General features: G+C 66.9%; 10 protein-coding genes and 1 tRNA gene. 5 read left to right on the top strand and 6 right to left on the bottom strand.

Features of this window, described 5'->3' with window-relative positions; genetic code table 11:
* Window positions 1-193 precede the first annotated feature (193 nt).
* From rho to argS, 6 genes are all read right to left on the bottom strand, one after another.
* A complete protein-coding gene (gene rho / locus QF036_RS17180; RefSeq protein WP_307103789.1) occupies window positions 194-2374 on the bottom strand; it encodes a transcription termination factor Rho in 2181 nt (726 codons plus the stop codon).
* A 446-nt stretch (window positions 2375-2820) separates the two neighbouring features.
* Window positions 2821-3786: a homoserine kinase gene (gene thrB, locus QF036_RS17185; protein ID WP_307103791.1), complete on the bottom strand. Its 966-nt coding sequence runs from the start codon at window positions 3784-3786 to the stop codon at window positions 2821-2823.
* An 11-nt stretch (window positions 3787-3797) separates the two neighbouring features.
* A complete protein-coding gene (thrC, locus tag QF036_RS17190; protein ID WP_307103793.1) occupies window positions 3798-4904 on the bottom strand; it encodes a threonine synthase in 1107 nt (368 codons plus the stop codon).
* Window positions 4905-6221 carry a homoserine dehydrogenase gene (locus QF036_RS17195; RefSeq protein ID WP_307103795.1) on the bottom strand — a complete coding sequence of 439 codons (1317 nt, stop codon included), beginning with the start codon at window positions 6219-6221 and terminating at the stop codon, window positions 4905-4907.
* Window positions 6222-7664: a diaminopimelate decarboxylase gene (gene lysA, locus QF036_RS17200; RefSeq protein ID WP_307105967.1), complete on the bottom strand. Its 1443-nt coding sequence runs from the start codon at window positions 7662-7664 to the stop codon at window positions 6222-6224.
* An 83-nt stretch (window positions 7665-7747) separates the two neighbouring features.
* Window positions 7748-9397: an arginine--tRNA ligase gene (gene argS / locus QF036_RS17205; RefSeq protein ID WP_307103797.1), complete on the bottom strand. Its 1650-nt coding sequence runs from the start codon at window positions 9395-9397 to the stop codon at window positions 7748-7750.
* A gap of 206 nt (window positions 9398-9603) precedes the next feature.
* Between argS and QF036_RS17210 the strand changes: the two genes are divergently transcribed.
* From QF036_RS17210 to QF036_RS17230, 5 genes are all read left to right on the top strand, one after another.
* Window positions 9604-10083, top strand: a complete 480-nt coding sequence (locus QF036_RS17210; protein WP_307103799.1) for an FMN-binding protein — start codon at window positions 9604-9606, stop codon at window positions 10081-10083.
* A 9-nt stretch (window positions 10084-10092) separates the two neighbouring features.
* Window positions 10093-10965, top strand: a complete 873-nt coding sequence (locus tag QF036_RS17215) for an FAD:protein FMN transferase (protein ID WP_307103801.1) — start codon at window positions 10093-10095, stop codon at window positions 10963-10965.
* Window positions 10962-12518 (top strand): ferredoxin--NADP reductase, encoded by a 1557-nt coding sequence (locus tag QF036_RS17220; RefSeq protein ID WP_307103803.1) that lies wholly within the window; start codon window positions 10962-10964, stop codon window positions 12516-12518. Before QF036_RS17215 ends, QF036_RS17220 begins: the two co-directional genes overlap by 4 nt.
* A gap of 93 nt (window positions 12519-12611) precedes the next feature.
* Window positions 12612-12684: transfer RNA gene (locus QF036_RS17225), tRNA-Arg, on the top strand.
* 100 nt (window positions 12685-12784) lie between these two features.
* Window positions 12785-13825: a M4 family metallopeptidase gene (locus tag QF036_RS17230; protein WP_307103805.1), complete on the top strand. Its 1041-nt coding sequence runs from the start codon at window positions 12785-12787 to the stop codon at window positions 13823-13825.
* The last annotated feature ends 22 nt before the right edge of the window (window positions 13826-13847 follow it).

The following is a 13847-nucleotide window of genomic DNA, read 5'->3' on the forward strand; positions in this document are numbered from 1 at the left end:
TCTAGTGATGGACCGCAGGTGGGGAGTTAACGACGAAGCCGCACGGATTTTTCCGCCCCGGGAGTGGCATCGGGCCTGCCGGAGCTGGGAGGCTCGCGATCGAAGATCGCAAGCCTCCCAGCGTAGGGGCGGGGGCGGAAAATCCGTGCGGCGCCAGCGCGCGGAACCGCCAGAAACCAGCGGTTACGCGACGCTATTTGTCGTTATCCGACTTCGCACCAAGCGTCGTCTTCTGAACCTGCATGAGGAACTCGACGTTGCTCTGGGTCTCGCGGATCTTGTTGGTCAGGAGTTCCAGGCTCTGCTGGGTCTCAAGGCCAGAGAGGACGCGGCGCAGCTTCCACATGATCTTGACCTCTTCGGCCGAGAGCAGGTTTTCTTCGCGGCGCGTGCCGGAGGCGTTGACGTCCACGGCGGGGAAGATGCGCTTGTCCGCCAGCTGGCGGGACAGGCGGAGCTCCATGTTGCCGGTGCCCTTGAACTCTTCGAAGATGACCTCGTCCATCTTGGATCCGGTCTCCACGAGGGCCGTCGCCAGGATGGTCAGCGAGCCGCCGTTTTCGATGTTGCGGGCAGCACCGAAGAACCGCTTGGGCGGGTACAGTGCAGCGGAGTCCACACCACCGGACAGGATGCGGCCGGAGGCCGGCGCTGCCAGGTTGTAGGCGCGGCCCAGACGGGTCATGGAGTCCAGCAGCACCACGACGTCCATGCCCATTTCCACGAGGCGCTTGGCGCGTTCGATGGAGAGTTCGGCCACGGTGGTGTGGTCGTCGGCGGGACGGTCGAAGGTGGAGGCAATGACCTCGCCCTTGACGGTGCGCTGCATGTCCGTGACTTCTTCGGGCCGTTCGTCCACCAGCACCATCATGAGGTGGACCTCAGGGTTGTTGGTGGTGATCGCGTTGGCGATGGACTGCAGGATGAGCGTCTTGCCGGCCTTGGGCGGGGAGACGATCAGGCCACGCTGGCCCTTGCCGATCGGGGCAACCAGGTCGATGACGCGGGGGCCGATCTTCTTGGGATCGGTCTCGAGGCGCAGGCGTTCGGACGGGTACAACGGAACCAGCTTGGCGAACTCCACGCGGTCCTTGAGGTCCTCGCCGGTCTTGCCGTTCACGGAGGTGACGCGGACCAGCGCGTTGAACTTCTGGCGGGCGGACTGCTGGCCGCGGTCTTCGCCGTCGCGCGGTGCGCGGATGGCGCCAACGACGGCGTCGCCCTTGCGCAGGTTGTACTTCTTGACCTGGGCCAGGGAAACGTACACGTCGTTCGGGCCCGGGAGGTAACCGGAGGTGCGGATGAACGCGTAGTTTTCGAGGACATCCAGGATGCCGGCCACCGGCAGCAGCACGTCGTCGTCAGTGACCTCGACGTCGTCGACGTCCGGTCCCTGGGCGCGTCCCCGACGGCGGTCGTTGCGGTCGCGGAAGCGGTCGTTGCGCGAGTTGTCGCGGCTGTCAGAACGCTCGTTGCGGTCGTTCCGGTCGCGGCGGTTCCGCCGGTTGCGGCGGCTGCCGCCGTCGTCGTCGGCGTCGCGGGTGTCGTCGCGGCGGTTATCGTCACGCCGGCTGTCGTCACGGCGGTTGTCGCGTCCGCCAGCTTCGCCGGCGTCACGGCCACCGCGGCCGCGGGCGTCCCGGCGTTCGCGCTGCCCGGCTTCGCCTTCGGGTGCCTGCTCGCGAGCCTCGGCACCGCGTGCTTCAGTGCCGCGGGTTTCAGCACCGCGGGTTTCAGCACCGCGGGCCTCGGGGGCAGCTTCGGCCGGAGCAGCGGGTGCCTCGGCGGGAGCCGCTGCGGCTGCTTCGCCACGGCGGCGGTTGCGGGTGCGCGGCTGGCGGCGTTCTGCGCCTTCTGCCTCGGTGGAAGCTGCGCCCTCGGCGGCCGGAGCGGCGGCGGGTGCCTCGGCAGCGGCCGGTGCTTCAGCGGCCGGCGCAACTGCCGGAGCCTCTGCGGCGGCCGTTTCCGCCGCGGGTGCTGCAATAATGCCGTCGCTTACTGCCCGGCGGCTGCGGCCGCGGCCACGTGTACGTGTTTCCTGCGCCGGAGCCTCGGCTGCTTCTGCAGCCGGGGCTGCTGCGGCGGTTTCGGCGGCGGGAGCGGCAGGGCTGGTTCCGGCAGCCTTGGCGGCCGTCCGTGCCGGTGCCTTGGTGACGGTGGCGGACGTGCCTGCACGGTGCGCGGAAATGGCCGTCACCAGGTCACCCTTACGCATGCGGGATCCGCCGGAGATACCCAGCTGGCTGGCGAGAGCCTGCAGCTGGGCGAGCTTCAGGCCGGCAAGGCCGCTGCTCTTGGCGGGCGCTTCCGTCAACGATCCGGAAGTAGAAGATGGTGTGTCCACAGCTGGCGACAGCTCAGTGGTTTCGGTCACGAAGGATCCTTCCCCCTCGACGGCGTCCAGACTGTGAGCTGGACGCGATGATTGGATCTGGGCTGCAGTTCAGATCTGCAGCCGGGATGTCGGCCTTGCCGGTTGGAGTTCGGCCAGCAGGGCCGGATACTGATCACCTTCAAACGCTCCGCATAACTGGCGGGGCGGCGGACTGGCGGTTCAGGGAACAGCTACGCATCTGTAGGTTCCTGGCCAGGCCAAGCAGGCGGCACCGGAAAATATTGCGCAATAAGAGATCGAAGCAGCAGCAGCAGATCGAAGCAGATTCTGACCCGGTGGCCGTTTAAGGCCATTCTCGGAGTCGTTGGCTGCACGGTCTCTTGGCTGCAGGGCCCTCTCGACTGCAGAGTCGCCGTCGGGCTGCATCAATGAATGATGTGGCGATTCAGTGAATGCGGTGATGACTGCGGAGACTGCATGCGGTGTTACCGCCGGTGCACTCCCACTTTAGCACCTTCGACGTCGACTGCCAGCTTCATCACACGCCAGTTGATGTCCGGCGTGTTTGCCTCCGAAAACGCGGCAATGAATTCCAGAACGGTGGCGGCCTCTGCCTCGCCGTTGGCCAGGACCAGAACCGTGGGTCCTGCTCCGGAGACAACGGCAGCGTGGCCGGCTCCGCGGAGGGCCTTGATCAGGCCGGCGCTGGGCCGCATGGCCTCCGCGCGGTAGCTCTGGTGCAGGAAGTCCTCAGTGCCGGCGAGCAGGAATTCAGGCTTCTGCGTGAGCGCATGGATCAGAAGCGCTGCCCGGCCGGAGTTCATCGCGGCCGCGTGGTGGCCGATGGACGCGGGGAGCAGGGCGCGCGCGGCCTCGGTGGAGAGCTCGTAGTCCGGAACTGCCACGATGGGGATGACGGCAGCGTCGACTGTGGCGCAGGTGCTGCTGTACTGGTCACTGTCCTGCCACGACAGCGCCAGTCCGCCATAGATCGCGGGGGCGACGTTGTCCGGGTGGCCTTCCAGCTCGCTGGTCAGCTGCAGGATCCAGTTCCGGTCCTGCTGCTCCCCCGCGGGCAGCAGCGCATTGGCCGCGGTCACGGCTGCCACGACTGCCGAGGCCGATGAGCCCAGGCCACGGCCGTGCGGATTAACGTTTTCGGCGGTGATCTTCAGGCCGGTGTGACGATAGCCCACCCGTCCGAAGGCGGCATTCATCGCCCGGACCACCAGGTGGCTGGCGTCCCGCGGAAGGGAATCCGCACCCTCGCCGCTGAGTTCGAAGACCAGCTCGTCGCTGTCCAAACTCTCCACGGTGAGGGTGTCGTGCAGCGTGAGTGCCAGCCCGAGGCTGTCATAGCCGGGGCCAAGATTGGCGCTGGTGGCCGGAACCCTGACCGTCACCTGCTGCCCGGCCTGGATGGCGGGCAGCTGGGCGGTCTGCGGCAGCATGGTTTCCACTGTTATTTGTCTTCCAGTCCCAGTTCTGCAGCAACGGTCACGACGTCGTTCGGCACCTTGACGGGCTGGACATCGCTGCCATCCTGGGTCCTGAGGGCCCACTGCGGGTCCTTGAGGCCGTGGCCGGTGACGGTGATGGCGATGGTCTTGCCGGACGGCACCTCACCTGCGGCGTGCTTCTTGAGCAGGCCTGCGACGCCGGCGGCCGAGCCGGGCTCCACGAAGACGCCTTCGCGGGAGGACAGCCAGCGGTGGGCGTCCAGGATTTCCTCGTCAGTGACGGAATCGATGAATCCGCCGGACTCGTCACGGGCGGCGATGGCGCCGTCCCAGGAGGCGGGGTTGCCGATCCGGATGGCGGTGGCGATGGTGTCCGGTTCCGTGATGGGGTGGCCGGCCACGAACGGCGCGGCTCCAGCGGCCTGGAAGCCCCACATGGCGGGGGTCTTGGTGGCGACGGGCGCAAGCGTGCCGGCGGTCTCGGACTCGAATGGGGCGGAGTACTCCTTGTAGCCCTTCCAGTAGGCTGTGATGTTTCCGGCGTTGCCGACCGGGAGCACGTGGATGTCCGGGGCGTCGCCCAGGGCGTCGACGATCTCGAAGGCACCGGTCTTCTGGCCCTGGATGCGGGCCGGGTTCACGGAGTTGACCAGGAAGACCGGGTAGGACTCCCCCAGCTTGCGGGCGATGTCCAGGCAGTTGTCGAAGTTGCCGTCGACCTGCAGGAGCGTGGCGCCGTGCGCGATGGCCTGGCTCAGCTTGCCCATGGAGATCTTGCCCTCGGGCACCAGCACGGCACAGGTCAGGCCGGCGGCGGTGGCGTACGCGGCAGCCGAAGCTGACGTGTTTCCGGTGGAGGCGCACACAACGGCCTTGGCCCCGGCCTCCACGGCCGCGGTCATGGCCATGGTCATGCCGCGGTCCTTGAAGGAGCCGGTCGGGTTCATGCCCTCGACCTTGAGGTAGACGTCCGAGCCGGTCAGCTCGGACAGCTTCTGGGCGTAGACCAGCGGCGTGCCGCCCTCGCCGAGGGTGATGACCCTGGTGGCTGCCGTTACGGGCAGACGGTCAGCGTATTCGCGGATGACACCGCGCCATTGGTGAGCCACTTAAGCTCCTTCTACCCGAAGTACGGATGTAACGGAATTGATCACGTCAAGGCCCTTCACGGCTTCGACGGTCGCTGCCAGTGCAGCTTCGCTTGCGCGGTGGGTGACGATCCGCAGCTCGGCCGATTCCACGTTGGAGTCGGCATCGCGGTGGATGGTCTGGCGCATGATTTCGATGGAGACGCCGTGCTCGGCGAAGAGCTGGGCAATCTTGGCCAGCACGCCGGGCTGGTCCGCAACGTCCAGGCCGATGTAGTAGCTGGTGGTCGCGGCATCGATGGGCAGCGCCGGGACGTGGCCGGTGGTGGACTCGATGCGTCCGGGACCGCCCAGGACGATGCGGCGGGCGGCCGAGACGAGGTCGCCCAGCACGGCAGACGCCGTCGGGGTTCCGCCGGCACCCTGGCCGTAGAACATCAGCTCACCGGCGTTCTCCGCCTCGATGAAGACAGCGTTGAAGGCACCGCGGACGGCTGCCAGCGGGTGTTCGCGCGGCAGGAGCGTCGGGTGGACGCGCACGGAAACGCCCTCGCTGCCGTCGCCGTTGCCGATCTTCTCGGCGATGGCCAGCAGCTTGATGACAAAGCCCGCTTCCTTCGCGGCGGCGATGTCGGCGGCGCTGACGCGGGTGATTCCCTCGCAGTAGACGTGCTCCAGGTCGAAGCGGGTGTGGAAGGACAGGGATGCCAGGATCGCGGCCTTGGCGGCAGCATCGTGGCCCTCGACGTCGGCCGTCGGGTCAGCTTCGGCGTAGCCGAGCCGCTGGGCCTCGGCCAGTGCGTCCGCGAACTGCGCGCCGGTGGAGTCCATCTGGTCCAGGATGAAGTTGGTGGTGCCGTTGACAATGCCCAGCACGCGGGTGATGCGGTCACCGGACAGGCTGTCGCGGATGGGACGCAGGATGGGGATGGCGCCTGCCACGGCGGCTTCGTAGGACAGCTCGACGCCGGCCTTGTCCGCTTCTTCGTAGAGTGCCGGACCGTCGGCGGCAAGCAGGGCCTTATTGCCCGTGACCACGCTGGCGCCGTTCCGGATGGCGGCGAGGATCAGGGTGCGGGCAGGTTCGATGCCGCCCATCAGCTCGATGACCAGGTCGGCGTCCTTGACCAGAGTTTCGGCATCGGTCGTGAACAGCTCGCGCGGGAGCTCCACGTCACGTTTGGTGTCCAGGTTGCGCACGGCGATGCCGGTGAGCTGCAGGTGGGCGCCGGTCCGGGGCGCCAGGTTCTCAGCGTCGTCAATGAGAATCCGCGCGACCTGGGCCCCAACGTTGCCACAGCCCAGCAGGGCTACTTTCAGGGTTCGCAATTCAGTCATTCAGACTCCCATGTCGCGGTTCAGCAGATCTTCTTCGGTTTCCCCGCGGACAATCAGCCGGACGGATCCATCGCGCACAGCGACAACGCCCGGCCGGGCCAGATAGTTGTAGTTGCTTGACAGGGCCCAGCAGTAGGCGCCGGTACCCGGTACAGCGAGCAGATCACCGGCTGCCACGTCCTCGGGCAGATATACATCTCTAACAACTATGTCGCCGCTCTCGCAATGTTTGCCCACTACGCGGGACAGCTGCGGGGCCGCGGCGGAGGTCCGCGACGCGAGAATGGCCGAATAATCCGCGTCGTACAGCACCGGACGGGCGTTGTCACTCATGCCGCCGTCCACTGACACATAGCGGCGCGGGTGCGTAACGTTTTTATCGGCTGTTTCGCCGTCGCCGTCTGCCGGGGCGTCCACGCGGACGGTTTTCAGCGTGCCCACCTCGTACAGCGTGAAGGTGCTGCTGCCCACGATGGCGCGGCCCGGCTCGATGGAAATCCGGGGGGCTGCAATCCCCAGTTCGGAGCACTTGGAACGCACGACGGCGGCCATCGCCTGCGCGATGTCGGCTGCCGGGCGGGGCGTATCCACGGGCGTGTAGGCGATGCCGTAGCCGCCGCCGAGGTCAAGCTCGGGAAGGGTGATGGAATATTTGGCCTGCACGGCGGCCAGGAAGGTCAGGAGCTTCTGCGCGGCCAGCGCAAAGCCGTCCGGCTCGAAGATCTGCGAACCGATGTGGCAGTGCAGGCCCAGCAGCTCCACGCTGGCGTAGGACGTTGCCGCGGCGACGGCTTCCTCAGCGGCAGACAGGCCTGCTTCGTCGGTCGTATCCTCCGCCATGGAGAGGCCAAATTTCTGGTCCTCGTGGGCGGTGGCGATGAACTCGTGGGTGTGGGCGTGCACGCCGGGCGTCAGCCGCAGCATGACCTTGGCGGTGTCCCCGCGGCCGGAGGCGATTTTTGCCACGCGCTCCAGCTCGTCCAGGCTGTCCACCACGATGCGGCCGAGGTTCATGTCCAGCGCCCGGTTGATCTCGGCGTCGGACTTGTTGTTGCCGTGCAGCGACAGGTTGGCACCGTCGATGCCGGCACGGGCTGCGACCGCAAGTTCGCCGCCCGAACACGTATCCAGCCGCAGCCCCTCATCGGCCACCCAGGTAGCGACGGCGGTGCACAGGAAGGACTTGCCGGCGTAGTAGACGTCCACTCCCCCGCAGATGTCGGCGAAGGCGTCGTCGAACGCATCCTTGAACGCCCTGGCGCGGGCGCGGAAATCCGATTCGCTCATCACGAAAAGGGGCGTGCCGAACTGTTCCTTGAGGCTGCTGACCGGGATGCCGTCAATGGCAAGTTCGCCGCCGGCGTTCCGCTCCACTCCGCCGGCCCACACCGGGGTGTGCAGGGCATTGAGGTCCGCGGGGAGGGAGAGCCAATCCGGAGCCAGCGGCGAGGCTGGGCTGTTGGACCCGGTGCTGTTGGGCTCTGGGCTGTTCGATTCGGTGCTGTTGGTGGTTTCCTGCAAGCCGATCACATCCGTTCCGGCGCCGAAACGCCCAGCAGTTCGAGCCCGTTGGCGAGCACCTGGCTGGTGGCGTCATTGAGCCACAGCCTGGTGCGGTTGGTGTCCGTGACGGGTTCGTCGCCCATGGGCGCCACCCGGCAGGCGTCATACCAGCGGTGGTAGGCGCCGGCGATGACCTCGAGGTGCCGTGCCACGCGGTGCGGCTCGCGGAGTTCCGCCGCCTTGGCCACGATGGAGGGGTAACTGCCCAGGTAGGACAGCAGTTCGTTCTCCGTGGCGTGGTCCAGCAGGGACGCGTCGAAGGCGCTCCGGTCCACTCCGGCAGCCACGGCGTTGCGGGCGGTGCCGCACGAGCGGGCGTGTGCGTACTGCACGTAGAACACGGGGTTTTCGTTGGAGTGCTTCTTGAGCAGCTCGGGGTCCAGCGTGAGCGGGGAGTCGGCCGGGAAACGTGCCAGCGAATAGCGGACCGCGTCCGTTCCCAGCCAGGAGATCAGGTCCTTGAGCTCAATGATGTTGCCGGCGCGCTTGGAGAGCTTGGCGCCGTTGACGGACACCAGCTGGCCGATGAGGACCTCTATGTTGACCTCGGGGTCGTCCCCGGCCGCGGCGGCGATGGCCTTGAGCCGGTTGATGTAGCCGTGGTGGTCGGCTCCCAGGAGGTAGATCTTTTCCGTGTAGCCGCGGTCCTTCTTGGACAGGTAGTACGCGGCGTCGGCGGCGAAGTAGGTCGGTTCGCCGTTCGCGCGGATCATGACGCGGTCCTTGTCATCACCGAAGTCGGTGGTGCGCAGCCAGACGGCACCGCCGTCGTCGAAAACGTGGCCCTGCTCGCGAAGGCGGGCAACGGCATTTTCGATGGCGCCGGCGTCGTGAAGCTCCTGCTCGGAGAAGAACACGTCGAAGGAGACCCCGAAGTCCGCCAGGGTGTCCTTGATGTCCTTGAGCTGCGCCTCGTAGGCCGCGGCCCGGATCACGGGCAGCGCTGCAGCATCCGTCAGTTCGCGGATGTCCGGGTGCCGGGTCAGGACCTCATGGCCGAGATCGCGGATGTATTCGCCCGGGTAGCCGCCCTCAGGCACGTCCCGGCCGTGCAGGCGAGACAACACCGAGTTGGCAAACACGTTCATCTGGGAGCCGGCGTCGTTGATGTAGTACTCGGCGGTGACGTCGGCACCGGAGGCGCGAAGCACCCTGGCGATCGAGTCGCCCAGGGCTGCCCAGCGTGTGTGGCCGATGTGCAGCGGCCCGGTGGGGTTGGCGGAAACAAACTCCATGTTCACGGTGTGGCCGGCGAGCGCGGCGTTGGTGCCGTATTCCCTGCCTGCTTCGACGATGACCTTCGCCAGCGCTCCGGCGACGGCGGCGTCAACTGTGATGTTCAGGAAGCCGGGACCGGCAATTTCCACACCGTCCACGCCGTTGATGTCCTTGAGCCGGGCGCTGAGCAGCGTGGCGAATTCGCGCGGGTTCGTTCCGGCCTTCTTGGCCAGCTGCAGGGCGATGTTGGTGGCCCAGTCGCCGTGCTCCCGGTTCTTCGGACGCTCCACCAGGACGGAGTCCGGTATAGCCGCCTCGGCAAGGGCAATGTCGCCGGCGGCAACGGCGTCTTTCAGGCAGGCGGATATTGCGAGGGAGAGTTCTTCGGGAGTCACACTCCTAGCCTACCGGGGAGCCCGTCGCCGCGCGGAATCCGATGGGCCTGGCACACTCCCCCGGCGTCACAGCAAATAGTAGGGAAATTCACAGGAAATGCCCTTAGCCTTTAGTCACCAACGAAATTGTTGAAACATCAACGCCGAAAAATGAACACTGAACTCAACGCTGTCCCTGGCGTGCCCGCACCACGAAAAGAGACCCCGTGAAGACTTCAATCCGCAAAACTGTTTTCGCCGGAATGGCCGGCCTGTCCCTCGCCGGAACGGTGGCCGGCTGCGCGCCTTCCACCCAGCAGCCTGCCGCGCAGGAGACCGAGCCCTCGGCGGCGGCATCCGCTTCGGCGTCGGGAACAGCGTCGGGTTCCGCTGCCGCGCCGGGTTCCGCCGCCGGCTACAAGGACGGGACCTACAGCGCGGACGGCAACTACAAGTCCCCCAATGGCACCGAGACCGTGGGCGTCCAGCTGACGCTGGCCAACGGCACGGTGTCCGCGGTGGAGATCACCGAGCACCCGTCCAACCCCAACACCCGGAAATTCCAGGGCCAGTTCGCCGGCGGCATTGCTGACCAGGTGGTGGGCAAGAGCCTGGATGAGATCAAGGTCTCCAAAGTAGCGGGCTCCTCCCTGACCAGCGGCGGCTTCAACCAGGCGGTCGAAGCGATCAAGGCGCAGGCCCTGTAGGCGGCCGCCATGCCGCATGCGGGCTGGCAGGACTTCCGGTTTGACGGCATCGGAACCAGCTGGGAAATCTCCACCCCTGTCCCGTTGTCCCCGGGGCAGCGCAGCTCAGTTCTGGCTGAAGTGGAGCGCTACGACTCCACGTGGTCCAGGTTCCGCGAAGACTCCCTGGTGACCCGGATCTCCGTGACGCCCGGGCAGTATGAACTGCCGCCCGAAGCCACCGGCCTGGCCGCCCTCTACCGGCAGCTCTACATGCTCAGCGGCGGAGCCATGACGCCCCTCATCGGTGAAAGCCTTGAGCGGCTGGGCTACGATCCGCACTATTCACTACAGCCGCGCGGAGAAGCTGCACCACCCCCGGTCTGGGACACCGTCCTGGAATGGCGCGGAACCTCACTGCGCACCGCTGCCCCCGTGGTGCTGGACATTGGCGCGGCCGGCAAGGGGCAACTCGCGGACCTCGTGGCCGAACAGCTCAGGGGCCATGGGGTGACGGACTTCTTCATTGACGCCAGCGGCGACCTGCTGAACGGCGGGCAGGAGCCGGTGCAGGTGGCCCTGGAGCATCCATATGACCCCAGCAAGGCGATAGCAACCGTGGCGCTGGGATCCGGCGCCCTCTGTGCTTCGGCGTCGAACCGGCGGGCCTGGGGAGACGGCCTCCATCATGTCCTGGACGGCACCACCGGGGCGCCGGTCAGGACGGTCGTTGCCACCTGGGCCCGGGCGGGCACAGCCATGGAGGCGGACGCCCTCGCCACCGCCCTGTTCCTGGTTCCGGCCGAGGACCTGGAACGCCACTTCCGTTTTTCCTGGCTCAAGGTTTTTTCCAACGGCAGCGCGGAGTACTCCGCGGAATTCGAAGGAGCCCTGTTCACATGAGTTCAACCACCTCCCGGCAGCAGGCCTCACTCGGCAGCGCCCTGGACGCGTACCTGGGCCGCTTCACGAGGTACAGGCTGGTGCTGCTGGTGCTTGCCGTGCTGGCGGCCTACAGCCTCCTCCTCGACGCCCTCGGCTGGATGACGTTCGGCATCCCGAACCTGCTCGCCCATCTGGCCCTCTGCCTGGGGCTGACATACATTTCCAACCGCGGCCTGGCCGCGCTGTTCCGCGTTCAGCCGCATTCGGAATCCTCGCTGATTACGGGCCTGCTGCTCTACTTCCTGTTCTGGCCCACGCAGCTCGGACCGGCGTTTGCGCCAATGGACCTGGCCGGAGTGGCCCTGGCCTGCGTCCTGGCGTCAGCCTCCAAGTACGCACTCGCCTGGCGCGGCCGCCACGTTTTCAACCCCGCGGCCGCCGGGGCCTTCATCACCGGGCTGACCGGCCTCAACATCGCCACGTGGTGGGCCGGCACACCTGCCATGCTGTGGCTCCTGGTCCCGGGAGTCGTGCTGGTGCTCTACCGCACCCGGAAAACGCCCATGGCCGCAGTCTTCATCCTGGTGGCCACCGCCGTCCTGGCCGCGGTGCAGGTACCCTCCGGCGTCGACCTCGGAAGTGCAGTGTGGCAGACCCTGGCGCAGGGCCCCGTGCTGTTTTTTGCCGGATTCATGCTCACTGAGCCGCTCACCCTGCCGCCCAGGCGCCGGCAGCAGCTGGCGATGGCCGCCGTCGTCGGGGTTCTGCTGGCCACGCCCTTCAACTTCGGCTTCATGGCGAACTCCCCCGAACTGGCACTGCTCGTCGGCAACCTGCTCGCGTTCCTGGCAGGCCAGCGTGGAAGTGTCCGGCTGCTGTTCAGCCACTCCCGCAGCCTGACGCCGACGACGACGGAATTCGTCTTCCGCCCCCAGCGCCCGCTCCGCCACGCGCCCGGCCAGTACCTGGAGCTGGATCTTCCGCACGCCAAGCCGGACGGTCGGGGCAGGCGCCGCGTCTTCAGCCTGACCAGCCCGCCCGAGGCAAAACATGTGAAGATCGGCGTCGGTACGGCTGACCCCGTTTCCGCCGCCAAACGCAAGCTGCTGTCCCTCAAGCCCGGCGAGGAGCTCACAGCCACCACCGTGGCGGGCGACTTCGTCCTGCCGAGAGGTTCGGATCCTGTGCTGCTTATTGCCGCGGGCATCGGCATCACGCCATATCTGGCGCACCTGTCCGGCGGCGTGGCCCGCGAGCGCGACACCGTGCTCCTCTACCTCGCCCGGAGTGCTGCGGAACTCGCTTATGCGGCGGAACTGCAGGATTCCGGTGCCCGCATCGTCGCCCGGCTCGCCGACGGCTCGGTGCCGCCGGACTTCATCGAGGACGCCGGCGCGCTGCTTGCCCCGGGGGCACGGCTGGACGGCCACGCGCTGAAACGGCTGGTGCCGGATATCGGCCAGCGCAGGGTTTTCATCTCGGGTTCACCGGCCAGCGTCGGTTCGCTGCGGCGCGCCGCGCGGCATGCCGGCGCACGCCGTATGCACGTGGATTCGTTCGCGGGATACTGATATGGGGCAGGAAAACGGGTTTCGTTTTCCGTTCCGGCCCACCTTCCTGCTAAGCTCTAGGACGTCCGGCCGGGAACGGCAGGATCCCTGGATGCCCTCGTAGCTCAGGGGATAGAGCGTCTGCCTCCGGAGCAGAAGGCCGTAGGTTCGAATCCTATCGAGGGCACAGAAGAAACCCCCGCCGCTTACTCAAAGCGGACGGGGGTTTCCTGTATCTCCCGTGTGCCTGAGCCGGAATGTCAGAGGCCGTTCGTAGTGTGAGTGGCATGGTCTGTTCAATCGTTCCGCCGTACATCCTCCGCCGCCTGGCCACCCAGGGATCGCCCCGGTTCTCGGCAGTTGCACGCGCCGCCAGGGAAGCCCTGCTCCACGTTGGCGCCATGCACGCCGCACGGATGTCGGCGCCGTCGGCTCCTGCCGGCATCAGGCTGCTGGAGCCCGCTCCGGTCAACAGGTCCGTCTTCGACGCGAAATTCGGCGAGTCGCTGCCCGGGCAGGTTGTCCGGAAAGAGGGAGACGCCGCCACCGGCGATCCCGCCGTCGACGAGGCGTATGACGGTCTGGGCCATACACACAGCCTTTACGCGGATGCCTTCGGACGGAACTCGATCGACGGGCTGGGAATGCCGCTGAAGGCCACCGTCCACTTCGGCAGGATGTATGACAATGCGTTTTGGGATGGACAGCAGATGGTGTTTGGCGACGGGGACGGAGAGGTCTTCGAGCGGTTCACGAGGTCGCTCAGCGTGATCGGCCACGAGCTGGCCCACGGGGTGACACAGTTTTCGGCCGGACTCGCCTACCGCAACCAGGCGGGTGCCATCAACGAGTCCGTCTCCGACGTTTTCGGCGCACTCGTGGAGCAGTATTTCCGGAAGCAGACCACGGCCGAAGCGTCCTGGCTGATCGGCGAGGGCCTGTTCACGCCGCAGGTTGAAGGGTCCGCCCTGCGCTCCATGAAAGCGCCGGGAACGGCCTACGACGACGACGTCCTCGGCAAGGACCCGCAGCCGGACTCCATGGACTCCTACGTCCGCACACGATCGGACAACGGCGGAGTCCATATCAATTCCGGCATTCCGAACCGGGCGTTCTGCCTCGTCGCCCAGACGCTGGGCGGCAACGCCTGGGATGCGCCGGGGCAGATCTGGTACGAGACACTCACGGGCGGCTCGCTGAGCCCCGCCACCACCTTCGCCGCCTTCGCCAAAGCCACCGCCGCAACGGCGAAGGAACTATTCGGCGAGGAGTCCGCAGAGCATGACGCCGTGCGCGGGGCGTGGGAGACTGTGAAGGTAAAGCTCTAACCGACGCCGGGACTGTGGCCTT

It is taken from the genome of Arthrobacter globiformis (assembly GCF_030817195.1).
GTDB classification, from domain to species: Bacteria; Actinomycetota; Actinomycetes; order Actinomycetales; family Micrococcaceae; genus Arthrobacter; species Arthrobacter globiformis_D.

Coding starts and splice junctions, on each gene's coding strand:
- QF036_RS17230 (WP_307103805.1), top strand. CDS start 12,785: ATGGTCTGTTCAATCGTTCCGCCGTACATCCTCCGCCGCCTGGCCACC.
- QF036_RS17195 (WP_307103795.1), bottom strand. CDS start 6,221: ATGACTGAATTGCGAACCCTGAAAGTAGCCCTGCTGGGCTGTGGCAAC.
- QF036_RS17220 (WP_307103803.1), top strand. CDS start 10,962: ATGAGTTCAACCACCTCCCGGCAGCAGGCCTCACTCGGCAGCGCCCTG.
- QF036_RS17215 (WP_307103801.1), top strand. CDS start 10,093: ATGCCGCATGCGGGCTGGCAGGACTTCCGGTTTGACGGCATCGGAACC.
- thrB (WP_307103791.1), bottom strand. CDS start 3,786: ATGCTGCCGCAGACCGCCCAGCTGCCCGCCATCCAGGCCGGGCAGCAG.